Raw genomic sequence first — 20,553 nt, 5'->3', positions numbered from 1 at the left:
CTCCTCTAGGTTGGTATATTTGCATGCAGTTTCGTACGGTCGTGCGTAAACGGTCAACGCATTTCGATATTGCATCGCAACATGGAATTTTTCATTCCGTTTTTTACGCTGTTTTCAATCAAGGTAAACCGTCGATTCCGCGCCAGGAAAAGCATGCACTGATACGGTGCGGTAAAATCTCTGCTCTGGGCCGGCACGACCGCCGGTGCACTTTTTGAATGGAATCATCATCACCGCTCATAACCTTCCCCTGGACAATCACTTCGCGTCCCTGCCGCCCGCGTTTTACACGCGCTTGATGCCTACGCCGCTGCCCTCGCCCTACTTCGTGGCCGGCAGCGCGCAAGCTGCTGCCCTGGTCGGTCTCGATAGCGCGCGCCTGGCCGATGCCGATTACGTCGAATTATTGAGCGGTAATAGCGTGGCCGAACGCTCGCAGCCGCTGTCGGCCGTGTATTCAGGCCACCAGTTCGGCAACTGGGCCGGCCAGCTGGGCGATGGCCGCGCGATTTTGCTGGGCGATATCGCCACCCACAACGGCGCCATGGAATTGCAGCTGAAAGGCGCTGGCGCCACGCCGTATTCGCGCATGGGCGACGGCCGCGCCGTGCTGCGCTCGTCGATCCGTGAATTCCTCTGCTCGGAAGCCATGGCGGCGCTGGGCATTCCCACCTCGCGCGCACTGGCCATCATGGGCTCGCAGCAAGGCATCCTGCGTGAAACGGTGGAAACAGCGGCCGTGGTGACGCGCATGGCGCCCAGCTTTGTGCGCTTCGGTTCTTTTGAACACTGGTTTTACCGCAAGAAGCCGGACGAGCTGAAAGTGCTGGCCGATTATGTCATCGACAGTTTTTATCCCGGATTGCGCGATGCAGCAAATCCATATCAAGCCTTGCTGACGGAAGTATGTGTGCGCACGGCCGAGATGATCGCCCACTGGCAAGCCGTCGGTTTCATGCACGGCGTGATGAACACCGACAATATGTCCATCCTGGGCCTGACGCTCGATTACGGCCCCTTCGGCTTCATGGAAGCGTTTGATGCCGAGCACATCTGCAATCACACGGACCAGCAAGGCCGCTATTCCTATGGCAACCAGCCGCAGGTGGGCCACTGGAATTGCTATGCGCTGGGCCAGGCCCTGCTGCCGCTGATCGGCGAGGTAGTACAGGCGCAGGCGGCGCTGGACAGCTATCAACCGGCGTTTGCCGCGAAGATGAGCCAATTGCTGCACGCCAAACTCGGTTTGCAGACCACGCAAGAAGACGATACGGCTTTGTTCGACAGCATGTTTGCACTGATGCAAGCCAATCACGTGGATTTCACGACCTTCTTCCGCGCCCTGGGCAATCTGCAAGTAGATGCTCCCGAGGCCGATACGCTGCTGCGCGATATGTTTATCAACCGCCCCGCATTCGATGCCTGGGCGCAGCAGTACCGGACCCGTTTGCAGGCAGAAAATAGTATCGACGCCGCGCGCAAAACCGCGATGGACAAGGTCAATCCCAAATATGTGCTGCGCAACTATCTGGCGCAGGTCGCCATCGAAAAAGCCCAGCAGCAAGACTACACTGAAGTAGCACGTTTATTGGCGATTCTGGAAAAGCCATTTGACGAACAGCCTGAACACCAGCACTATGCGGCCCTGCCGCCCGACTGGGCCAGCCATCTTGAAGTTAGTTGCTCATCCTGAGGTATTACCATGACCACTGAAAAAGTCAAAAAAACCGACGCCGAATGGCGCGCCATGCTCGACTCCATGCAATATCAAGTCACCCGCCACGCCGCCACCGAACGCGCCTTCACGGGCAAGTTCTGGGACCACCATGAACACGGCGTCTACACCTGCGTCTGCTGCAATACGCCACTGTTCGCATCCGACACCAAATTCGATTCCGGCTGCGGCTGGCCCAGCTATTTCAAAGCGCTGGACCCGGCCAATGTGACGGAAATCGTCGACCGCAGCCACGGCATGGTGCGCACCGAAATCGTCTGCGCCGTGTGCGACGCCCATCTGGGCCATGTATTCCCCGACGGTCCGCCGCCAACCGGGCTGCGCTATTGCATCAATTCGGCATCCCTGCGCTTCGATCCACAGCCCTGAGCAAGCGCTGGCAGAGGCAATAGTTGCTCCTAAGCCAGTTCTAAGGCGATTTTTACACGACCATAGTAAAGTATCACCATGAAATTTTTATTCGACCTCTTCCCGCTGATCGCCTTCTTTGCCGCCTTTAAACTGGGTGGCATATATGAAGCCTCGACACATGCCTTCGTGCAGCAATATCTTGGCGGCATCGTTTCGGGCGGCCTCATCAAAGCCGAACAAGCGCCATGGGTACTGGCCACGCTGGTCGGCATCATCGCCACTGCCTGCCAGGTCAGCTATCTCTTGCTGCGCGGCCGCAAGGTGGACGGCATGCTGTGGTTGTCGCTGTTCATCTTCGTGGTGTTTGGCGGCGCCAGCATTTATCTGCACGACGATTTCTTCCTGAAATGGAAGCCGACGCTGATTTACTGGCTGTCGGGCCTGGGCCTGCTGATCGCCCATTTTGGCTTCAAGAAAAACATGATACGCAAGACCATGGAAGCCCAGGTGCAACTGCCTGAAGCCGTATGGAATCAATTGCTGGCAGGCTGGATCATTTTCTTTGGCGCCATGGGCGCACTGAATCTGTTTGTCGCTTTCGTGCTGTACAAGGGCGACATGGCGGCCTGGGTCAGCTTCAAGGCCTTTGGCGCAACCGGTATTTTCTTCGTATTCATCGTGGTCCAGACCTTGTTCCTGGCTAAACATATCAAGGAAGAAGCGTAATGACGAACACACTTGTCAACAACTCGCCGGAAACCCGCATGGAACGCATACGCTCGCGCCTGGAAACTGCGCTTGCACCGCTCGAATGCGTACTGGAAGACGACTCGGCGCGCCACCGCGGCCATGCCGGCGCCGCCTCGGGCGGGGGGCATTTCAATCTGCGGATTATTTCTAGTCAATTTGAGGGCCTCAGACTCGTCATGCGTCATCGTCTGGTGTATGATTCCGTGCACGATATGATGCATAATGAGATACATGCATTGGCTATTGTTGCATTGGCGCCGTCCGAAGTATGATGTAGGATGGCGTTTTTGGCGTAGCAAGAGTAGTTGGCTGACGCAACAACAAACGCTGTATACAAGATTTCTTCCATGCGTTTTTTACGAAACTTTCCCTAACAGGATTTAATAATGACTTTTAAGCCAGCCCGCTTGCTGATCGCACTACTCTCCGTCGTCGCGGTACCTGTTTTTGCGCAAAATATTGCTGTTGTGAATGGCAAGCCTATTCCGTCGTCGCGCGTTGATGCTGTCGTCAAGCAAGTCGTCGCCCAAGGCCAGCAACCGGATTCGCCGCAGTTGCGCGATGCCATCAAGAAAGATCTGATCGGCCGCGAAGTGTTAGTGCAAGAAGCGGAAAGCAAAGGTTTCGGTAAAGATGCAGCAGTCAAACTCCAAATCGAAAACGCGCGTCAAGCCATCGTCATCAATGCTCTGGTGGGCGACTATCTGAAAAAGAACCCGGTCAGCGACGCCGACATCAAGGCTGAGTACGACCAGTTCATCGCCAAAACAGGCGACAAGGAATACCATGTACGCCACATCGTGGTGGACACCGAAGCCGAAGCGAAAGACATCATCGCCAAGCTGAAAGGCGGCGCCAAGTTTGAAGACCTGGCCAAGCAATCGAAAGATACGGGTTCGGCTGAAACTGGCGGCGACCTGGACTGGGCTCCACCATCGGCATTCCCAAAAGTATTTGGTGACGCTCTGGTGAAACTGCAAAAAGGCCAGATCACTGAAACGCCGGTACAAACGGCGAATGGTTTCCACATCATCAAGCTGGACGATACCCGCGCAGCCAAACTGCCGACGCTGGAAGAGCTGAAGCCGCAAATCGCTGAGTCGCTGCAACAGAAGAAATTGCAGGCATATCAAGAAGAATTGATTAAAAAAGCAAAGATTCAGTAAGTCTGACCTCCCCGGCGCCCTTTGTGGCGCCGGTCGTGTATTCTGCGTTGTAATGCAGACTAGCAGCCAAAACGCGATTTTTTGCATTTAACTTGCACTCAACTTTTGTAGCGAACTTTTGTACCGAACTGTTGTACTAATAATAGGAATGAACATGATTTTGAAGCCAGCCCGCCTGATCTTAGCTTTGGTAGCCGTCGTGGCGACCCCTGCTTTCGCACAAAACATTGCTACCGTGAATGGCAAAGCGATTCCTGCATCGCGCGTCGACCAGGTCGTCAAGCAGGTCGTTGCCCAAGGCCAGCAAGCAGATTCGCCGCAATTGCGCGAAGCCATCAAGAAAGACTTGATCGGACGCGAAGTGCTGATACAGGAAGCGGACAAACAAGGCGTAGGCACCCGTCCTGACATCAAGACCCAACTGGACAATGCCCGTCAGAGCATCATCATCAATGCCCTGCTGGCAGATTACATCAAGAAAAACCCGGTCAAGGATGCGGACATCAAGGCTGAGTACGACAAGGCAAAAGCGCAAGCCCTGCAAGCTGGCGACAAGGAATACCATGCCCGTCATATCCTGGTCGCGACCGAAGCGGAAGCCAAGGACATCATCACCAAGCTGAAAGGCGGCGCCAAGTTCGAAGACCTGGCCAAAGTCTCGAAAGATGGCTCCGCAGCCAATGGTGGCGATCTGGGCTGGGCCAATCCTGGCTCTTACGTAAAACCATTCTCCGATGCGCTGGTTGCCCTGAAACCAGGCCAGATCACGCAAACGCCGGTGCAGTCGCAATTCGGCTTCCACGTCATCAAACTGGAAGAAACCCGTCCGATCAAGTTCCCGACGCTGGAAGAAGTCAAGGACCGCGTCAGTGAGTCCGTGCAACAAAAGAAACTGGCCGCTTACCGCGACGAGTTGATGAAGAAAGCCAAAATCCAGTAATTTTGGATCAGCTACAAAAAAGCGCTCTACGGAGCGCTTTTTTTATGCCTGCAGACTGCCGCCGGGCGAACTTCAGGCAAAGCTGAACCAGGCGCGCGCGATGCGGCCATCGACCACCTCATAGGTCGCCACCAGCTCCTGCTTGCTCGTGCCTTCCGGCGTCACGCTGGTGACGATCTCATGGTCGATCACCAGCTTGCCGCAAGCGATGCGGTTCAGCAATTGCGCCTGCGGCTTGCTGGCCGCAAAGCGGGCCGTAAAACGGGGGCCGATCTGGGCACTACCCTGGGCCAGCAAGGTGTCGGGATGCTGGAATTGCTGTGCGTCATCGGCGTAAATAGCCAGCAAGGCAGGCACATCATGAGCGTTGTAGGCATCCAGTTGGGCCTGAACCACCGAGGTGGGAGAAATAAGCGTGTCGTGTGTGGTCGTCATGCAGTGATACCATGTGGTGAGAGTGGAAAGATTCAAAGGGTAACATCAGCTGCCCTGCTGCGCTGCACTTTGTTGCTAACACTACTGGTAAAATCCGCGCCCGTCATCAATGCAACAGGAGCAAACATCATGAAATGGGAAGGCAATCGCGAAAGCGACAACGTGGAAGACCGCCGTGGAGAAAATGACGGTGGTGGCAATAGCAATGGTGGCGGCGGCGGCTTCGGTTTTGGCGGACGCTCGATCGGCATCGGCACCATCGTCGTCGCCCTGCTCGGCTCCTACGTGCTGGACGTCAATCCCCTCACCCTGCTCAATGTGCTCAGCGGCGGTAGTGGCCAGGTCAGTACCCAGCAAACGCCACAAACGCCACGCCCTGCTGCCGACGACCCCATGAGCCATTTCGTGAGAACCGTGCTGGCCGACACCGAAGATACCTGGGGCGCCCTGTTCAAGGCCGAGGGCGGCAGCTATGTACGGCCCAAGCTCAGGCTGTACACGGGCAGCACGGACACTGCCTGCGGCCCCGGCCAGAGCGCCAGCGGCCCCTTCTATTGCCCGGCCGACCAAAAAGTATATCTGGACCTCGAGTTCTTCCAGCTGATGCAGGACCGTTTCAAAGTCTCGAGCGAATTCGCCGAAGCGTATGTGATCGCGCACGAGGTGGGCCACCACGTGCAAAACCTGCTGGGCTTGTCTGAAAAAGTCGACCGGGCGCGCCGCACGCAATCCGAACGCCAGGCCAACGCCATGTCCGTACGGCTGGAATTGCAAGCCGACTGCTTTGCCGGCGTGTGGGCCTATCACGCCAACCTGGACCGCAAGATCCTGGAAAAAGGCGACGTGGAAGCGGCCCTCAAGGCCGCCAGCGCCATCGGCGACGATGCCCTGCAACGCCAGGCGCAAGGCCATGTCGTGCCCGATTCCTTTACCCACGGCACCTCGGAACAGCGCGTGCGCTGGTTCAGCCGAGGCATCAACAGCGGCCAGATCGCGCAATGCAACACTTTCGAGGCGCGCCAGCTTTAGGCGACAACTCAACAGCCTCAAAGAGCAGTACGGGGCATCGCCGAGCAGCCGATGCGGTACAAATGGGCACAGCTTAAATTAGCCGGCAACGTGTCCTGACTGACCGGTACACTTTAGTTCACCCAGGCGTTACGGCACGCTCACGTCAAAGCGCTTGCCCAGCTTTTTCAATTCACCGCTGCCAATCAGCTTGTTGAGTTCCTGGTCGAATTGCATGCGCAGATTGTCGGATTCGGGGCTACGGGGAAAGGCAAAGTAGCCGTTCTGGATATCGATGACCCTGGGCAGCGCCTTGATCTGCTTCTCATACCCAAGGCGGGCGATCACGGGATCGGTATTGCGGCGGTTGCTGATGAAGACATCGACATGGTTATGGGCCAGCATCCTGACGCCATTTTCCACACTGTTGGCCACGCTGACCTGCAGGCCCGGACGGATACGCTCCCAGTCCGCGCCATACGCCCAGCCATTGAGCAGCACCACGCGGCGATTCTTCAGCGCCGCGTAATCGCCCTCCCAGAGAAAACCCGATCCCTGACGCGTGTAGAAAACGATCTGGTCCTGGTAAAAAGGCTGGGTGGAAAACAGCATATTGGCCATGCGTTCCGGCGTTTTATAAGGACCGATCAGGATATCGGCCTGCCCCTGCACCAGCATGGCTTGCGCGCGCGCCCACGGCACCATGCGAAAACGCACCGTATTGCCGGTACGCGACGCCATCAAGCGCAACAGTTCCGCGCCCAGGCCCGTATAGTCACCGTTGCTCTTGTAGTCAAACACGCGCTCGAATTGGGCGCCCACGGCCAGCAACTCGCGCGCCTGGGCCGGCAAGGCCAGCACCGGCAGCATCAGCGCCAGTGCCGAGGCAAATATGCCCCTGCGCAAGAAGCGCTGTGCTGCCCGTTTCATCAGGCAACGATGCGCAAGGAATAATCGGTGGCCCGGATATCCTTGGTCAGGCTGCCGATCGAGATGCGGTCCACGCCGGTCTCGGCAATCGCCCGCACGGTATCGAAGTTGATGCCGCCAGACGCTTCGAGCAAGGCCCGGCCAGCCGTCAAGCTCACGGCGTCGCGCATCATGCCGTTGCTGAAGTTGTCTAACAGCACCGACACGGCGCCCGCGTCCAGCGCTTCCTGCAATTGGGCCAGGTTTTCCACTTCGATCTGCACCGGCACGCCTGCGTCAAGCGTGCGGGCATTGTCCAGCGCCTGGCGTATGCCGCCCGCCGCCGCAATGTGGTTTTCCTTGATCAGGATGCCGTCGTACAGGGCCAGGCGCTGGTTCTTGCCACCGCCCACGCGCACCGCATACTTTTGCGCCAGGCGCAGGCCGGGCAAGGTTTTGCGCGTATCGAGGATGGACGCCCTGGTGCCGGCGATCACGTCCACGTACTGGCGCGTGGCCGTGGCCACGGCCGACAGCAGTTGCAAAAAGTTGAGGGCGCTGCGTTCAGCCGTCAGCAAGGCGCGCGCCGGCGCCGTGATGGTGCATACGGGGCTGTCGGCTGTCATCATGTCGCCTTCGGCATAATGCCAGCTGATATCGATGCTGCGGTCCAGGCTTTTCATGATGCCTTCGAACCACGGTGCGCCGCACAGCACGGCTGCTTCGCGCACGGTCACACGCGCTGTGACAATCTGGTCTGGCGGCACCAGTTCGCCTGTCAGGTCGCACTGGCCCACGTCTTCCAGCAGGGCGGCCAGCAGATTCGCTTCAAAAGCGCGCGCCAGGGCAGGATCGAAAGGGGCGTAAGAATTAAGAAGTGCACTCATGCGGGACCGATTCCTTGGAACAATTTGGTTTCTTTTGCCAAGTCGGAACCTGGCTGCAGACCGGCTTTTTTAGCGGCGGCAAAGTCGAGCATGCGGTTGATCGAGCGCACGGCCAGCTCACCGACGGCAGGATCGACATGGATTTCATTGTGCATGTTTTCCAGGGTCTCGGCCAGGTTCAGCAAGCCATTCATGGCCATCCACGGGCAATGCGCGCAACTCTTGCAGGTGGCGCTGTTGCCGGCGGTGGGCGCTTCGATGAAACGCTTGCCCGGTGCGGCGGCGCGCATCTTGTGCAAGATGCCATTGTCGGTAGCAACGATGAAAGTGTCGGCATCCATATTTTGCGCGGCAGCAATCATTTGCGAAGTGGAACCGACCATGTCGGCTTGCGCCACCACATTGGCCGGCGACTCAGGGTGTACCAGTACCTTGGCGTTGGGATACTCTTCCTTGAGCAAGTCCAGTTCGATACCCTTGAACTCGTCATGCACCAGGCAACTGCCCTGCCACAGCAACATGTCGGCGCCAGTTTCCTTCTGGATATACGAACCCAGGTGTTTATCGGGCGCCCACAAGATTTTTTTACCTTGGGCATGCAGATGGGCCACGATATCGAGGCCGATCGAGGACGTCACCATCCAGTCGGCGCGCGCCTTGACGGCGGCGCTGGTGTTGGCGTAGACCACCACCGTGCGGTCTGGATGGGCGTCGCAGAAGGCCGTGAACTCATCGACCGGGCAACCGAGGTCGAGCGAACAGGTCGCGTCGAGGTCGGGCATCAGCACGGTTTTTTCAGGACTGAGGATTTTTGCCGTTTCGCCCATGAAGCGCACGCCGGCCACGACCAGGGTCTTGGCCGGATGGTCGCGGCCGAAACGGGCCATTTCCAGCGAATCGGAGACGCAGCCGCCCGTGGCTTCGGCCAGGTCTTGCAGGTCAGCATCGACGTAGTAGTGGGCGACGAGCACGGCTTCGCGCTCTTGCAGCAGGCGCTTGATGCGCGTGATCAGTTCGGCTTTTTCGGCCGGGGAAGGCGTGGCTGGCGTGCGCGCCCAGGCATGGGCTGTGCAGCTGGCGCCGTCTTGTGGATGTTCATACTCGACGGGTTTGATCGATAAGGTTTGCATGGATGTGTCAAACAAAAACGGGATAGACCGGCACTATCGCATATCGCAGCAAGTTGCGCCGGAACGTGATAACCGCGGCGCTTCGGTTCGGGCAGGCTAGCTGCCCGGCGCGCACCCTGTCTTGTCAAAGACAAGGCGCGCACGGCTCAAGGCATGAGATTAATCAATGCCCTGGCTGGTCAGATATTCCTCGTAATTGCCACGGAAATCAACCACTTCGTTTTCCTTGATCTCGATGATGCGGTTCGCCAGCGAAGAGACGAATTCGCGGTCATGCGAGACGAAGATCAGCGTGCCGGCGTATTTTTCCAGCGCCACGTTCAAGGATTCGATCGATTCCATGTCCATGTGGTTGGTCGGCTCATCCATCAGCAGCACGTTGTGGCGGCCCAGCATCAGCTTGCCGTACATCATGCGGCCCTTTTCACCACCGGACAACACCTTGACGGCTTTTTTCACATCATCGCCGCCAAACAGCAAGCGGCCCAGGATGGAACGCACGGCCTGGTCGTCATCGCCCTCTTTCGTCCACTGGCCGATCCAGTCGGTCAGGTTCGTATCCTTGGCGAAATCTTCCGTCGGATCTTGCGGCATATAGCCGACGTTGGCGTTTTCCGCCCACTTCACGCGGCCCTGATCAGGTTGCAAACCGGCGATCTCGCCCGCGATGCAGCGCAGCATGGTGGTCTTGCCGGCGCCGTTGGCGCCGATGATGGCGATGCGTTCGCCCGCTTCCACCATGATGGAGAAATTCTTGAACAGCTGGCGGTCAAAGCCTTTCGAGATATTCTCGACTTCCACGGCCAGGCGGTGCAGTTTCTTCTCGCCGTCAAAACGCACGAAGGGGTAGGCGCGCGACGATGGCTTGATGTCATCGACCTTGATTTTCTCGATCTGCTTGGCGCGCGAGGTTGCCTGGCGGGCCTTGGACTTGTTGGCAGCAAAGCGGCGCACGAACTCTTGCAGTTCGGCAACTTTGTCCTTCGCTTTCGCGTTGTTGGCCAGTTGCTGGTTGCGCGCCTGGGTCGAGGCGAACATGTATTCGTCGTAATTGCCCGGATAAATCTTCAAGGTGCCGTAGTCCATGTCGGCCACGTGGGTGCAGACCTGGTTCAGGAAGTGGCGATCATGGGAAATGATGATCATGGTGGAATTGCGCTCGTTGAGCACGTCTTCCAGCCAGCGTATCGTGTTGATATCGAGGTTATTGGTTGGTTCGTCGAGCAGCAGGATGTCCGGATTCGAGAACAGCGCTTGCGCCAGCAGCACGCGCAGCTTCCAGCCTGGCGACACATTGCTCATCGGCCCCTGGTGCAGTTCGATGTCCACGCCCGCGCCCAGCAGCAATTCGCCGGCGCGCGATTCGGCCGTGTAGCCGTCGTATTCGGACACTTTGCCTTCCAGTTCAGCGGCCTGCATGTAGTCGTCGTCGGTGGCATCCGGGTTGGCGTAGATCGCATCGCGCTGCTGGATGGCTTGCCACATTTCCGTGTGGCCCATCATGACCACGTCGAGCACGCGCATGTCTTCAAACGCAAACTGGTCCTGGCGCAGCTTGCCCAGGCGTTCGTTGGTATCGAGCATGACGTTGCCGCCCGACGACTCCAGGTCGCCGCCCAGGATCTTCATGAACGTCGACTTGCCGCAGCCGTTGGCGCCGATCAGGCCATAGCGGTTGCCGTCGCCGAACTTGACGGAGATATTTTCAAACAATGGCTTGGCGCCAAACTGCATCGTGATGTTAGCTGTGGAGAGCATTAGTATTGGGTCTTTATCCAGTGAAAACAGGTAGTTAAGTACTTTTCTCCCATTATACAGCACCCACTATGAACCACTGTATAAGCCCCCCAGGAACAATGACTGGCAAGCGCACACCATCCGGCCTCTCTCTGTATTGCTTGTCTGTCCACGCTATAGTGCACCTTTGTGCACTTTTAAATGAGGCGGACAGCATGAAATTGAAGATCGCGATGATCGCAGCCATCTCCATTACCTGCCTGACTGCTTGTCTATCGCCCCAGCCCAGGCAGACAATCCAGCAGGAAACCAACGCATGCATGAACTATCGCGCCATGATGACCGCGCCGATGGCGCCGGACGCCATGCAGCGACTGAAGATGGAATGCGAGCAATCCAGGGAGCATGAAGCCATAAAAAACACATGCCAAACTGTATCGGGATGTTAACGGTGGAAAGCAGTAATGGCGGCCTTTATCCAGCTAAAGCAGGTAGTATAATTTTTTCCCTACACTACAAGTTCGACAAACCTGGCCTCGGATTGCGCGCACACCCGATAACCTGGCGTTATCAGCTCGCTGTACGGGATTGGTATCTGAAAAGTTCATTCTTTTGAGCCAAAAAATATATCAAACCATACCCGCAATATGCCTGAAAACCCTACCAGGCAGCCTATCCATATAATAATGGCACCGGTTTCCGGCTGAATATGCATGCCGATACCATAGCCGATAGCCGCGATACAAAGCCCGATGAGACTGATCTTGTTTCCCATTGATTTACGCTTACCACTCATCAACTACTCCATAAAGTCACATTGCAATCAATCACATATAGCCAGGGTGTCAGCTATGGCGGCACGTAGCCCGTATCTCATATAAAACCAGTACGAGTACCGTAAAGAATATATTATTGCCGATCTATCACTTGGCAGGTAATCTACTCCCACTTCGCCGGATAGACAATATCCACCATCATGGTGGCCTTGCTGGCCTTACCTTCAGAGACCATCGACCTTGAAAAAAATCGCCCTCGCCACCGCTGTTGCCGCCGTTGCCCTCGCCGCCAGCGTGTACGCCTCGCCCTACTACGCCTTGCACCAGATGAAAAACGCCATCGCCGAACGCAATGTCGATGCATTGGCCTCGCATGTGGACTTCCCTGCCCTGCGTATCAGCATCAAGAGCCAGCTGGAAACCACCCTGGCAGACAGCATCCAGGCTGCCACGGCCAGCGATAACCCGTTTGCGGCGATGGGGCAAGCCATGGTCACGACCATGCTGGGAAAAATGGTCGATGCCATGGTCTCGCCCGAAGGCGTGGCGGCGATGGTCAGCAAGAGCGCGGTCGGCGCAGAGGCCGATAAAAGCACGCCAGACACCGGAGCACAGCAAAAGAAGGATTACTCCGTAGCCTATGCGGGCTGGGACAAATTTATCGTGCGGGCCAAGGCCGATGGCGACGAAAAAGGCGGTCTGGTCTTGCTACGGCACGGACTGTGGAACTGGAAGCTGAGCGCGATTGAATTGACGCCGGCGGTTGCGGGACATGAATAGCGCATCAGGCGGTTAATAGTATCCAGTACAAATTGAAAAGCGCCTTCCTTGTCAAATCACTAAAATACTGTATATAATCACAGTATCAGATATTCGACAGAGGAAAGCGGCCCATGACAGAACTCAACATCTATCTCTCCCATCACTATCTGAACGAAGCGCAACTGAGCAGCATTGCAGCCATCAGTATCGAAGAGCTTGATGTCTTGATCGAAGGCCAACTGGTGCCTGCGCCAGCCTATGTGGTCAGCGACCACGGCACCGTGCGCTCGTTGGTGTTTGGCGAGATGGCGGCGCCCGGTTCCGCGCCGGGCCGCTACTTTCATCCGGCGCAAGTGCGCTGGGTCGCCGTTGCGCGCGAGGCGCTGGCGAACGGCGAAGCTTTGCACAATGTGCCGGTGCGCCTGAAGGCACAATTTACGGCCAGGTACGCAGCGGCGCTAGCCGACTTGCATCTGACGACCTGGCCTTTGCCTGACAGTTTCGATCAACATGGCACGCCAATCGCGGATGGTCTGCTTGCGCGCACAGACAGCGCCTGGGCCCACTTCTTGAATGGCACATTTTGCCTGTGTGTCTCTGACCCCGTGTCAGAAGCAAAGATCGCTTGTAAGGAGGTGTTGCAGGAAAAGCTTGCGCACAAGAGCGAGCATGGCCGAAAAACGACTTTTACGGCCCAGGAAGCAATCGAGCTAGCTACATTGATCGACGCCTATGCGGCGGCCGCGATGCCCTTTTCGCCGGTGGAGTATGGCTTGAGCAGCCGCAAGCGCCTGGTGGAAGACTTGCGTATGAGACTGTCTGCGGCCACCACTGACGCCGAATAAAGCGTCAGTGGCAAGCCAGGCAATTACATGCCCAGCGACTTGAGCAGGTCGGAGTTGTCGTCTTCATCCGGCGCTGCAGCTGCGGGCGCGGCGGCGGCGCTTTCCCGGTTCGCGTGCTCGGTGGCCATCAGCGCATCGGGGTCGGATTCGCGGGAATCGAAATCATGCAGTTTGATGAACTCGGTACGGTCGATGGCCAGTTCCAGATAGAAAATATTGTTCTTTTCCGTGTAGAAGGTCACGCGGCGCATTTCCGGGCGGTCCAGCGGCGTATCGACGCTGAGCATCACCTGCTTGTTGAGCACCAGCATCTTCGGCTGGTTCTGCGTGATATTGGTTTGCAGCTCGCGGCGGATCTTGCCCGTGAAGTCACCGACGATCTGGTTCATCAGCTCGCCCATGATGTTCGACACCTCATCGGAGGTATAGAAACTGGCCAGTTCCGACTTTGGCATACCCATGTGCAACATGTAGCGCTCGTAGATTTCCATCGCCGTATCGGCGGCGAAGTTGAGCACCACCAAGCCCGTAAAACCGCCGTCGAACATGACGAAGCAGCCGATATCGGGCTTCAGGCCAGTCTTGGTGATGCGCTGCACCATGCCGGAGTAATTCACCCTGCTTTGCGTTGCGACGTTCAGCACCCGCACTACCGAGTTGCACAAACTCATCAACAAATCTTCTGTACCGTATACAACATGCTTCTCTGCGCTCATGGCTAACCTCTTTACTTTTTATAGATAACAGCACTGCCCTGACAATAATTATTTCGTTTCTTTCTGTGTAGAAATAACAATCAACAGCGCAGAATACCGAGATGCAAGATTTCCGTCCAGCCATACCTGCATTTACTTGATTATCAGCATGTAAATATGCGCACACTGTGGCGGACGGGGCAAATCGGCCGCCTGTTTTATACTGCCGCGCACAATGGTCATCCAACAAGAAAGGCATGCTGGCATGACGGCACTGGAACAGCAGATCAGGGACGAGACGACGGCGGCGATCCACGCCTGGATTGATGAACGTTTGTTACGCACCGACCTGGATTTCGGAGATGATAACAAGCGGTAACTGCTGCTCGAACGCATCGACGCGTATATCGAACACAAGCTGCAACAGGGCGGCAAACCGACGAAACCGTTGGAGTCGTTCTTCCTGACGCGCCACCTGCTCGATGCACAGCTGTTTCCCGTACTCGATGTCGCCTGGACCATCAACCAGTTCGAGCGCATACAGCAGTTGAACCGTGAAGACCCGCAAGCTTTGGGCAAACACCGCTCGAATATCATCCAGGCCATATTGGTAGCGTGCCTGCGCCGCTCTGGCGACTATTTGAAACTCAAGCTGCAGGCCGAGCTGGAAGATTTGGAAAAGCTGGGCCTGCTGTACCAGCAAGTACAGGGACTGGAAAGCCATGAGGTAGAAAGAGTGCTGTATCCGATCTGGGGCAAGGTAGAAAAGCTGGCTGCCCTGGCCCGCAAGGCGGAGGGCAAACGCCGGGAACTGCTGGAGGCCTTGCTGGCCAGGATCAACGCCTCCTGAAACCAGCCGTGTGTGCAGTGTGCAAACTTATTCATTTCACCATATATAATGCGCTCGCCAAAATTTCCTTAAGGCAATTTTGGCGATGAACATACTCATATGGAGAAACGCATGCATCAAGCCCGGTATTTAACATCCTTCACCTTGCTGGCTACCCTGATCGGCGCCGCGCTGGCCCAGCCTGCCATGGCCGCAGAATCCGCCAGCACCGAACTGGCGCCTGTCGAGGTAGCCAAGCTCTACATCAAGACTGTGGTCAATGAAGACGAGGCCAGCATTGCTGCGCTCAACGCATACTTGCGTGCCACCCGCCTGGCAGGCCATCAGCCTGCGGAATATGCCTCGTTCAGCGAGCTGCGAAAAGCGGCCGCGGAGTTTCCCATCGAAATGGGCAAGACCATCGCAAGGTTATTCCCGGCCGCAATGCAAGCGAGCTTGACCCCGGCAGCCCAGCAACTGGCGGCGAATGTACTGGCGGCAAAGAACGGCGCCGTCTGCAAGACTACCGGCGCCGAGCCTGTCAAAGAAGAAGGTGGCATGCAGACTTCCGCCGTCAGTTTCGAATGTCAGCTGGTCAAGGCGCCGCTGTCGTGGGCACAGGCGGCACAGCAACTGGCAAAGAGCGGCTGCAAGGCCGAGCAATGCGAGGCCGGCCTGAAAAAGATTGCCGACAGCTACGCATCTGGCCCGCAGCAGACCTGGAGCGCCGTGTTTCCTGTCAGCCGCGAAAAGAGCACGGAAGCCTGGCGTAATGATTTCGCACGAGAAACGTTTAACGATATCTGGGAATATCTGTAAGCCTACAGTGCGCAAGCGGACAGGAGCGTCTTTTATAATGAGCTTCTTACCATCTTGAAAGGAGCTTCGATGCTGTTTTCACCTCCTCACCCATGGTTAGGCCCTGCAATACTGGCCCTGTCCGGCTTGACCGCCTTGCCGGCGGTACAAGCCCAGCCACTGAACTCTGTCGATGCGCGCGCCGTCTGGCCTGAACGTTCCTTGTCGGCTTGCCGCACTACGCAAGCAGAGGCTGTCGATACCTGTCTGCTACGCACCATGCAAAAAAGCGGCGCCCGTCCGCAAGCGATCGCGGCGGCAAAAGGGCTGGCCGCCGCTGGCAATCCGGGCTTTATTTCCGCCTGGCGGCCGCTGGGCAAAGCTGGCCTCGCCACCGTGACGTATCCGTTCCGCGCCAATACCAATCAAGGCAGCCTGCTGGTCAGCAGCGATGGCACTGCCGTCGATATCGACGCCGACCCGCTGCGCGATGAAGATCGGGCCACCGACACCTGGCGCACGTTTGCCGCCGCCCATCCAGACTCGCTGCCGTTTGCCCCAGCCTCCTTCGTGGGCACGACGGGCAGCGGAGATGGTGGCCACAGCCTGCTGTTTTCCACGCCGTTGAAAAGCTGCCACGCCTGCGCTACCGACGGCAGCTTGCTGGTCTCTTATGAGATCGACAAGGCGGGTGTCGTGCAAAACAGAAAACTCTTGGCAATTAAATAAAGCGGTCAATACAATGGCTGATGGCATGCTCATGTTCCGCGCATGCCATCCATCTTTGACACTGACAGGACTCCATGCGCCGCTCCCGCCTTTCCCTTTCCATGTTCACCGCCCTGCTGCTGTACCTGGGCATCAATTACACGGTCGCCCAAGCCAGCCAGACTACAGCGACTGCCAGCAGCACACCATTAGTGATAGGCGAGAGTTTCACCATAGCGTCCAAAGTCTTGGGCGAAACGCGTCACATCAATGTGTATGTGGCGCGCGCCTGGAATACCCCACCCGATGCGCCGCTGCCCGTGCTGTACATGCCGAACGGCGGCATCCAGGAAGATTTTTTGCATGTGGCCGGCTTGCTGCAGGTATCGGTTGCCAATGGCACGATGCGGCCTTTCATGCTAGTCGGCATACAAAACACCCAGCGCCGACGCGACTTGACGGGGCCGACCGATAATCCCGAAGACCGCAAGATCGCCCCGGTGGTGGGCGGTTCGGCCGCCTACCGCAGTTTTATCCGCGATGAACTGATGCCGGAAGTCAAACGCCGCTACCGCACCACGCAGGAAACAGCCATCGTCGGCGAATCGCTGGCGGGCCTGTTCGTGGTCGAAACCTTTTTGCTCGAACCGCAGCTGTTCGACCATTACCTGGCCTTCGATCCCAGCCTGTGGTGGAACCGCAGCGCCCTGCCTGGCCAGGCTGCGACCCTGCTGGCCAAACAGGGGCCGGGCAAGCATAGCCTGTATCTTGCCAGCAGTAGCGAAAAAGGCATCGCCATCGAAGTGCAGCGCCTAGAAGATATCCTGCGCAAGCAGGCGCCGGCAAGTCTGCAATGGCATGTGGAAAAAATGCCGGACGAAAGCCATGGCACGATTTACCAACCCGCTGCCCTGAAGGCATTCCGCACGGTTTTTCGTCCCGCAATTACGATAAACTAAGCCATGGGCCACCGAACATGGACAAACTGTAATGTTCCATGGCCGGTGCGCTGCGGGCCTGCCCTGTAAAATGCGCTGCCGGAAAGACCATAAAATACACTGTTTTTTCGGCACGCAAAACCTCCCGCCTGACGCCTACTCCGAGTACAAAAAACATGACCTTCCTGCAACTATTCATCCTCTCCATCGTCCAGGGATTCGCAGAATTGCTGCCCGTCTCCAGTTCCGCCCACGTCATCATGGCTGAAAAGCTGATGGGCCTCGACCCCACATCGCCTGAACTGACCATGTTGCTGGTGATGTTGCATACCGGCACCATGTTTGCCGTGATCGTGTACTTCTGGAAATCCTGGCGCGCCACTTATTTCAGCTCGACGGCAGCCTTCCGCAGCAATGTTCTGCTGCTGGTCGCGGCCACCGCCATGACGGGCATCGTCGGCTTGGGCTTGTTGAAATTGATTACCCATGTGGTGATGGCCGATACGCCGGGTTTTGAAATCGAACATTTGTTTGGCAACGCCAGGCTGATGGCTGCCGCACTGGCCGCTGCTGGCGTGCTGATCATTGTGTCCTCGCGCATGAAGGCACGCGATACCGGCGCGCTGAGCGTGCCCAAAGCCATCGTCATTGGCGCCGTACAAGGCTTGTGCCTGCCATTCCGTGGTTTTTCGCGCTCCGGCGCCACCATTTCCACCGGTATCGCCATGGGCGTGCCGCAACGCCGCGCCGAAGAATTCAGTTTCGCGCTGGCCGTCGTGCTGACCCCAGCCGTGCTGGTCAAGGAAGGCTGGCGTTTCTACAAAGCCATCGCCGATGGCACCATCGCCCATGCCGGCGGCGTGGGACATTTGATTGCGCCCAGCCTGATCGGCATGGTGCTGTCCTTCCTGGCCGGCTTGCTGGCCCTGCGCTGGCTGTCGAGCTGGCTGGAGCAAGGGCGCTGGCATTTCTTTGGGGCTTATTGCCTGGCCGCCTCGCTGGTCGTGCTGTGGGTGGGGTAAAATCGCGGCGCTAGCTGCCCCTGCCATGCTCCACTGAAAGTCTTTCATGAATTTTGCCGCCACCGCCGCCCTCTCCCTGGCCATGTCCACCGATGCCTTTGCCGCCGCTGTCGGCAAGGGGGCGGCGCTGCACAAGCCGCGCTGGCGCGAGGCGCTGCGCACCGGGCTCATCTTTGGCGTGATCGAATCCATCACGCCCGTCATCGGCTGGGCCCTGGGCCGGGTGGCCGCGCCGTATGTCGAGGCATGGGACCATTGGATCGCCTTCGGCTTGCTGGCCATTATCGGCCTGCTGATGATACGCAACGCCCTGGCCATGCCCGATCCCGACGAAGCGGCCGCGCAAACCCACTCCTTCTGGGTACTGGCCGTCACCGGCTTTGCCACCAGCATCGACGCCATGGTGGTGGGCGCCGGCTTGGCCTTGCTGGGCGCTAATATTGTCGTCACCGCCGCCGCCATCGGCTTTTCCACCTTCGTCATGGTCACCCTGGGCGTGATGCTCGGGCGCGTGCTGGGCACCGTGGCGGGCCGGCGCGCCGAACTGGTCGGCGGCGCCATCTTGATCATCATCGGCTGCGTGATCCTGTACGAACATATCGGACATTGACCGGGCATTGACAGCGGCGCTGCAGACCCGCGCCTTATGCTACATTGAGATCTCTTCGTTTTTACGCTACACAGGTGCCCTTCATGGAAACACTGGAGCTGCTGTTTGCCTCGCTGGTGCGCGAAACCGCCGCATCGATCCGCGACCACCACGTGCCCTTCGCCATCCGCCAGGATGAGCAGGCGTATTACGCCTGGATGGATGCGCATCCGATCGATGGGTATGTGCAGGAAGCGTATCGGGAGATCGAGGAGACCGCCCAGCAACTACGGTCCATCCGCGCTGGGTAGTGGTGGCACTCACCTAACCTGCTGCGCGTTGGTATAGGCAGTCTGCGATGCTCACCGTACATAAAGTACGGTTGCGCTTCTCGACTACCTCTACCTGCCGCTCGCGACGGTTTGGTGAGGTGCTGTTATTACTAAACCAGGGTGTGCATTTGATAATTCTGTATTGATAAATATCAAATACTCTGCAGTTTTGAATCGGACGGCGGGCCAGGAACGGGACAATGAGGGCTGGCAACGGCATTCAATGGATCAATAATGGATCAGGAACAAAAACACCATATCAAGGGGTATGAGTTTCATGTCACGGGGGCGCTGGAGAAGGATGGGCGGTACCGGGGGATGATATTGCTTAGCCGGCGCGGCGATACGGCGCAGGTGTATGCCAAGCCTGTCCTGATCGAAACGCATAGCAGTTTCAAGTCCGTGCATGCGGCGCTGATCGAGGCGTCGGCGTATGCGCATGAATTGATTTTCAATGGCGCCATCAAGGCTTTGTTGCCAGCTGCCGATGGTCTTGGTGCTGAAAAGCCGGTGCCACACTCATCAATCGGCAACTAGGCAGGAAGAAGGGCCAGGGGCTGCGCGGGTATAATCATGCGCACCGCTGGGAGTGTTCTGATGCCCTCCCCAGCATTCCCTGACCTGATGAGACCCTGCCTTGATGGATACCATAAACTGGCCGCTGGCCTTCCTGATCATTTGTGCGCTGGTTGCCTTGCTGGCTAAAAAGAATGGCCATTCCTGGTATCTGTTCTTTTTTGCCGCCAGCGTGCCATCCGTGCCGCTCTTGCTATTGCTACCGCATGTACTCGATGAGAGTATCTCGGGCCTGCCCACCGTCAGGCTGGCGACGGTGCTGGTGTGCCCCGTCATCGCCCTGGTGCTGGGATGTCGTCAGAAGTCCCGCAAACCCTGATCGTTGGTTTTTACCGGGCCGGTCCGGCATCGGCCAGACGCCAGCCGATGGACAGCGCCACTTGCTGCGCTTCGCGTTCATTGCTGCAATCTTCGTAATCGCAGGTATCTTCGTATGCGCCGCAAGCAAGGTTCTGGCTGACAAACGAGCCTACCCAGCGGCCATCACGGCGCTGGCGGGCCGTGGCACTGATGGTGAAACCTTTGTGGGTGGTGGGATTGTCCAAAGTCATAATTCCTCCGCATAAGAGCGTCAGCCACCTGACAGAAGTCCAGTGTGCGCCTTGCCGTGTGGATAGTCTGTGCGCTTGACCACA

General features: G+C 57.5%; 27 protein-coding genes. 19 read left to right on the top strand and 8 right to left on the bottom strand.

Features of this window, described 5'->3' with window-relative positions; translation table 11 throughout:
- The first annotated feature begins 214 nt into the window (after positions 1-214).
- The 6 genes from HDE72_RS03460 (at position 215) to HDE72_RS03435 (ending at position 4,942) form a co-directional block, all read left to right on the top strand.
- Positions 215-1,693, top strand: coding sequence for a protein adenylyltransferase SelO (locus HDE72_RS03460; RefSeq protein ID WP_183737341.1), 1,479 nt, complete (start codon positions 215-217; stop codon positions 1,691-1,693).
- A 9-nt stretch (positions 1,694-1,702) separates the two neighbouring features.
- On the top strand, positions 1,703-2,104 hold the full coding sequence (gene msrB / locus HDE72_RS03455; RefSeq protein WP_183737340.1) for a peptide-methionine (R)-S-oxide reductase MsrB: 402 nt from the start codon (positions 1,703-1,705) through the stop codon (positions 2,102-2,104).
- 78 nt (positions 2,105-2,182) lie between these two features.
- Positions 2,183-2,812, top strand: coding sequence for a septation protein A (locus HDE72_RS03450; RefSeq protein WP_183737339.1), 630 nt, complete (start codon positions 2,183-2,185; stop codon positions 2,810-2,812).
- A gap of 38 nt (positions 2,813-2,850) precedes the next feature.
- On the top strand, positions 2,851-3,108 hold the full coding sequence (locus HDE72_RS03445) for a BolA family protein (RefSeq protein ID WP_183737660.1): 258 nt from the start codon (positions 2,851-2,853) through the stop codon (positions 3,106-3,108).
- Positions 3,109-3,222: 114 nt separating this feature from the next.
- Positions 3,223-4,002, top strand: coding sequence for a peptidylprolyl isomerase (locus HDE72_RS03440; protein ID WP_183737338.1), 780 nt, complete (start codon positions 3,223-3,225; stop codon positions 4,000-4,002).
- A gap of 154 nt (positions 4,003-4,156) precedes the next feature.
- Positions 4,157-4,942 carry a foldase protein PrsA gene (locus tag HDE72_RS03435; protein WP_183737337.1) on the top strand — a complete coding sequence of 262 codons (786 nt, stop codon included), beginning with the start codon at positions 4,157-4,159 and terminating at the stop codon, positions 4,940-4,942.
- Positions 4,943-5,014: 72 nt separating this feature from the next.
- Here the strand turns inward: HDE72_RS03435 and HDE72_RS03430 are convergent, their stop codons facing one another.
- On the bottom strand, positions 5,015-5,377 hold the full coding sequence (locus tag HDE72_RS03430; protein WP_183737336.1) for a nuclear transport factor 2 family protein: 363 nt from the start codon (positions 5,375-5,377) through the stop codon (positions 5,015-5,017).
- 129 nt (positions 5,378-5,506) lie between these two features.
- Here HDE72_RS03430 and ypfJ point away from each other — a divergent pair, with 129 nt between their 5' ends.
- On the top strand, positions 5,507-6,406 hold the full coding sequence (gene ypfJ, locus HDE72_RS03425) for a KPN_02809 family neutral zinc metallopeptidase (protein ID WP_183737335.1): 900 nt from the start codon (positions 5,507-5,509) through the stop codon (positions 6,404-6,406).
- Positions 6,407-6,535: 129 nt separating this feature from the next.
- Here the strand turns inward: ypfJ and HDE72_RS03420 are convergent, their stop codons facing one another.
- The 4 genes from HDE72_RS03420 to HDE72_RS03405 form a co-directional block, all read right to left on the bottom strand.
- Positions 6,536-7,315: a substrate-binding periplasmic protein gene (locus tag HDE72_RS03420; RefSeq protein ID WP_183737334.1), complete on the bottom strand. Its 780-nt coding sequence runs from the start codon at positions 7,313-7,315 to the stop codon at positions 6,536-6,538.
- Positions 7,315-8,181, bottom strand: coding sequence for a carboxylating nicotinate-nucleotide diphosphorylase (nadC, locus tag HDE72_RS03415; RefSeq protein WP_183737333.1), 867 nt, complete (start codon positions 8,179-8,181; stop codon positions 7,315-7,317). Before nadC ends, HDE72_RS03420 begins: the two co-directional genes overlap by 1 nt.
- Positions 8,178-9,311, bottom strand: coding sequence for a quinolinate synthase NadA (gene nadA, locus HDE72_RS03410; RefSeq protein ID WP_183737332.1), 1,134 nt, complete (start codon positions 9,309-9,311; stop codon positions 8,178-8,180). Before nadA ends, nadC begins: the two co-directional genes overlap by 4 nt.
- Positions 9,312-9,470: 159 nt before the next feature.
- Positions 9,471-11,069, bottom strand: a complete 1,599-nt coding sequence (locus tag HDE72_RS03405) for an ABC-F family ATPase (protein ID WP_183737331.1) — start codon at positions 11,067-11,069, stop codon at positions 9,471-9,473.
- 194 nt (positions 11,070-11,263) lie between these two features.
- Between HDE72_RS03405 and HDE72_RS03400 the strand changes: the two genes are divergently transcribed.
- Positions 11,264-11,497 carry a hypothetical protein gene (locus HDE72_RS03400; protein WP_183737330.1) on the top strand — a complete coding sequence of 78 codons (234 nt, stop codon included), beginning with the start codon at positions 11,264-11,266 and terminating at the stop codon, positions 11,495-11,497.
- 155 nt (positions 11,498-11,652) lie between these two features.
- Here the strand turns inward: HDE72_RS03400 and HDE72_RS03395 are convergent, their stop codons facing one another.
- The gene (locus tag HDE72_RS03395) at positions 11,653-11,844 is read right to left on the bottom strand and encodes a hypothetical protein (RefSeq protein ID WP_183737329.1); all 192 of its coding nucleotides are present in this window, start codon (positions 11,842-11,844) and stop codon (positions 11,653-11,655) included.
- A 220-nt stretch (positions 11,845-12,064) separates the two neighbouring features.
- Between HDE72_RS03395 and HDE72_RS03390 the strand changes: the two genes are divergently transcribed.
- Positions 12,065-12,604, top strand: a complete 540-nt coding sequence (locus HDE72_RS03390; RefSeq protein WP_183737328.1) for a DUF2939 domain-containing protein — start codon at positions 12,065-12,067, stop codon at positions 12,602-12,604.
- 113 nt (positions 12,605-12,717) lie between these two features.
- Positions 12,718-13,431, top strand: coding sequence for a DUF6058 family natural product biosynthesis protein (locus HDE72_RS03385; RefSeq protein WP_183737327.1), 714 nt, complete (start codon positions 12,718-12,720; stop codon positions 13,429-13,431).
- Between the two features lie 23 nt (positions 13,432-13,454).
- On the opposite strand, the gene HDE72_RS03380 is transcribed toward HDE72_RS03385, so the two are convergent.
- Positions 13,455-14,147 carry a DUF3334 family protein gene (locus tag HDE72_RS03380; RefSeq protein ID WP_183737326.1) on the bottom strand — a complete coding sequence of 231 codons (693 nt, stop codon included), beginning with the start codon at positions 14,145-14,147 and terminating at the stop codon, positions 13,455-13,457.
- 358 nt (positions 14,148-14,505) lie between these two features.
- Here HDE72_RS03380 and HDE72_RS03375 point away from each other — a divergent pair, with 358 nt between their 5' ends.
- From HDE72_RS03375 to HDE72_RS03335, 9 genes are all read left to right on the top strand, one after another.
- Positions 14,506-14,976: a DUF6138 family protein gene (locus tag HDE72_RS03375; protein ID WP_311736793.1), complete on the top strand. Its 471-nt coding sequence runs from the start codon at positions 14,506-14,508 to the stop codon at positions 14,974-14,976.
- A gap of 111 nt (positions 14,977-15,087) precedes the next feature.
- Positions 15,088-15,774 (top strand): hypothetical protein, encoded by a 687-nt coding sequence (locus HDE72_RS03370; RefSeq protein WP_183737324.1) that lies wholly within the window; start codon positions 15,088-15,090, stop codon positions 15,772-15,774.
- Positions 15,775-15,843: 69 nt separating this feature from the next.
- Positions 15,844-16,482: a hypothetical protein gene (locus HDE72_RS03365; protein ID WP_183737323.1), complete on the top strand. Its 639-nt coding sequence runs from the start codon at positions 15,844-15,846 to the stop codon at positions 16,480-16,482.
- A 74-nt stretch (positions 16,483-16,556) separates the two neighbouring features.
- Positions 16,557-17,420 carry an alpha/beta hydrolase gene (locus tag HDE72_RS03360; RefSeq protein WP_183737322.1) on the top strand — a complete coding sequence of 288 codons (864 nt, stop codon included), beginning with the start codon at positions 16,557-16,559 and terminating at the stop codon, positions 17,418-17,420.
- 155 nt (positions 17,421-17,575) lie between these two features.
- Complete coding sequence (locus tag HDE72_RS03355; RefSeq protein ID WP_183737321.1) at positions 17,576-18,421, top strand: undecaprenyl-diphosphate phosphatase; 846 nt, start codon at positions 17,576-17,578, stop codon at positions 18,419-18,421.
- Between the two features lie 46 nt (positions 18,422-18,467).
- The gene (locus HDE72_RS03350) at positions 18,468-19,031 is read left to right on the top strand and encodes a manganese efflux pump MntP (RefSeq protein WP_183737320.1); all 564 of its coding nucleotides are present in this window, start codon (positions 18,468-18,470) and stop codon (positions 19,029-19,031) included.
- 83 nt (positions 19,032-19,114) lie between these two features.
- A complete protein-coding gene (locus HDE72_RS03345; RefSeq protein ID WP_183737319.1) occupies positions 19,115-19,321 on the top strand; it encodes a hypothetical protein in 207 nt (68 codons plus the stop codon).
- A 255-nt stretch (positions 19,322-19,576) separates the two neighbouring features.
- Entirely contained in the window at positions 19,577-19,879 is a 303-nt protein-coding gene (locus HDE72_RS03340; protein ID WP_183737318.1) for a hypothetical protein, read from the top strand.
- A gap of 103 nt (positions 19,880-19,982) precedes the next feature.
- Positions 19,983-20,237 carry a hypothetical protein gene (locus tag HDE72_RS03335; protein ID WP_183737317.1) on the top strand — a complete coding sequence of 85 codons (255 nt, stop codon included), beginning with the start codon at positions 19,983-19,985 and terminating at the stop codon, positions 20,235-20,237.
- A gap of 10 nt (positions 20,238-20,247) precedes the next feature.
- On the opposite strand, the gene HDE72_RS03330 is transcribed toward HDE72_RS03335, so the two are convergent.
- On the bottom strand, positions 20,248-20,469 hold the full coding sequence (locus tag HDE72_RS03330) for a hypothetical protein (RefSeq protein ID WP_183737316.1): 222 nt from the start codon (positions 20,467-20,469) through the stop codon (positions 20,248-20,250).
- Positions 20,470-20,553: the final 84 nt, after the last annotated feature.

This window comes from Janthinobacterium saanense, from assembly GCF_014200675.1.
Taxonomy (GTDB): domain Bacteria; phylum Pseudomonadota; class Gammaproteobacteria; order Burkholderiales; family Burkholderiaceae_D; genus Janthinobacterium.
This window is presented reverse-complemented; position numbering and strand designations above follow the sequence as displayed.

Bases quoted from the DNA above. Each gene is read 5' to 3' on its own strand.
- HDE72_RS03385 (WP_183737327.1), top strand. From the start codon at position 12,718: ATGACAGAACTCAACATCTATCTCTCCCATCACTATCTGAACGAAGCG.
- HDE72_RS03420 (WP_183737334.1), bottom strand. From the start codon at position 7,315: ATGAAACGGGCAGCACAGCGCTTCTTGCGCAGGGGCATATTTGCCTCG.
- HDE72_RS03330 (WP_183737316.1), bottom strand. From the start codon at position 20,469: ATGACTTTGGACAATCCCACCACCCACAAAGGTTTCACCATCAGTGCC.
- HDE72_RS03350 (WP_183737320.1), top strand. From the start codon at position 18,468: ATGAATTTTGCCGCCACCGCCGCCCTCTCCCTGGCCATGTCCACCGAT.
- HDE72_RS03355 (WP_183737321.1), top strand. From the start codon at position 17,576: ATGACCTTCCTGCAACTATTCATCCTCTCCATCGTCCAGGGATTCGCA.
- HDE72_RS03435 (WP_183737337.1), top strand. From the start codon at position 4,157: ATGATTTTGAAGCCAGCCCGCCTGATCTTAGCTTTGGTAGCCGTCGTG.
- HDE72_RS03395 (WP_183737329.1), bottom strand. From the start codon at position 11,844: ATGAGTGGTAAGCGTAAATCAATGGGAAACAAGATCAGTCTCATCGGG.
- ypfJ (WP_183737335.1), top strand. From the start codon at position 5,507: ATGAAATGGGAAGGCAATCGCGAAAGCGACAACGTGGAAGACCGCCGT.
- HDE72_RS03335 (WP_183737317.1), top strand. From the start codon at position 19,983: ATGGATACCATAAACTGGCCGCTGGCCTTCCTGATCATTTGTGCGCTG.
- HDE72_RS03430 (WP_183737336.1), bottom strand. From the start codon at position 5,377: ATGACGACCACACACGACACGCTTATTTCTCCCACCTCGGTGGTTCAG.
- HDE72_RS03380 (WP_183737326.1), bottom strand. From the start codon at position 14,147: ATGAGCGCAGAGAAGCATGTTGTATACGGTACAGAAGATTTGTTGATG.
- HDE72_RS03405 (WP_183737331.1), bottom strand. From the start codon at position 11,069: ATGCTCTCCACAGCTAACATCACGATGCAGTTTGGCGCCAAGCCATTG.
- HDE72_RS03440 (WP_183737338.1), top strand. From the start codon at position 3,223: ATGACTTTTAAGCCAGCCCGCTTGCTGATCGCACTACTCTCCGTCGTC.
- HDE72_RS03370 (WP_183737324.1), top strand. From the start codon at position 15,088: ATGCATCAAGCCCGGTATTTAACATCCTTCACCTTGCTGGCTACCCTG.
- HDE72_RS03345 (WP_183737319.1), top strand. From the start codon at position 19,115: ATGGAAACACTGGAGCTGCTGTTTGCCTCGCTGGTGCGCGAAACCGCC.
- HDE72_RS03400 (WP_183737330.1), top strand. From the start codon at position 11,264: ATGAAATTGAAGATCGCGATGATCGCAGCCATCTCCATTACCTGCCTG.
- HDE72_RS03365 (WP_183737323.1), top strand. From the start codon at position 15,844: ATGCTGTTTTCACCTCCTCACCCATGGTTAGGCCCTGCAATACTGGCC.
- msrB (WP_183737340.1), top strand. From the start codon at position 1,703: ATGACCACTGAAAAAGTCAAAAAAACCGACGCCGAATGGCGCGCCATG.
- nadA (WP_183737332.1), bottom strand. From the start codon at position 9,311: ATGCAAACCTTATCGATCAAACCCGTCGAGTATGAACATCCACAAGAC.
- HDE72_RS03360 (WP_183737322.1), top strand. From the start codon at position 16,557: ATGCGCCGCTCCCGCCTTTCCCTTTCCATGTTCACCGCCCTGCTGCTG.
- nadC (WP_183737333.1), bottom strand. From the start codon at position 8,181: ATGAGTGCACTTCTTAATTCTTACGCCCCTTTCGATCCTGCCCTGGCG.
- HDE72_RS03450 (WP_183737339.1), top strand. From the start codon at position 2,183: ATGAAATTTTTATTCGACCTCTTCCCGCTGATCGCCTTCTTTGCCGCC.
- HDE72_RS03445 (WP_183737660.1), top strand. From the start codon at position 2,851: ATGGAACGCATACGCTCGCGCCTGGAAACTGCGCTTGCACCGCTCGAA.
- HDE72_RS03340 (WP_183737318.1), top strand. From the start codon at position 19,577: ATGGATCAGGAACAAAAACACCATATCAAGGGGTATGAGTTTCATGTC.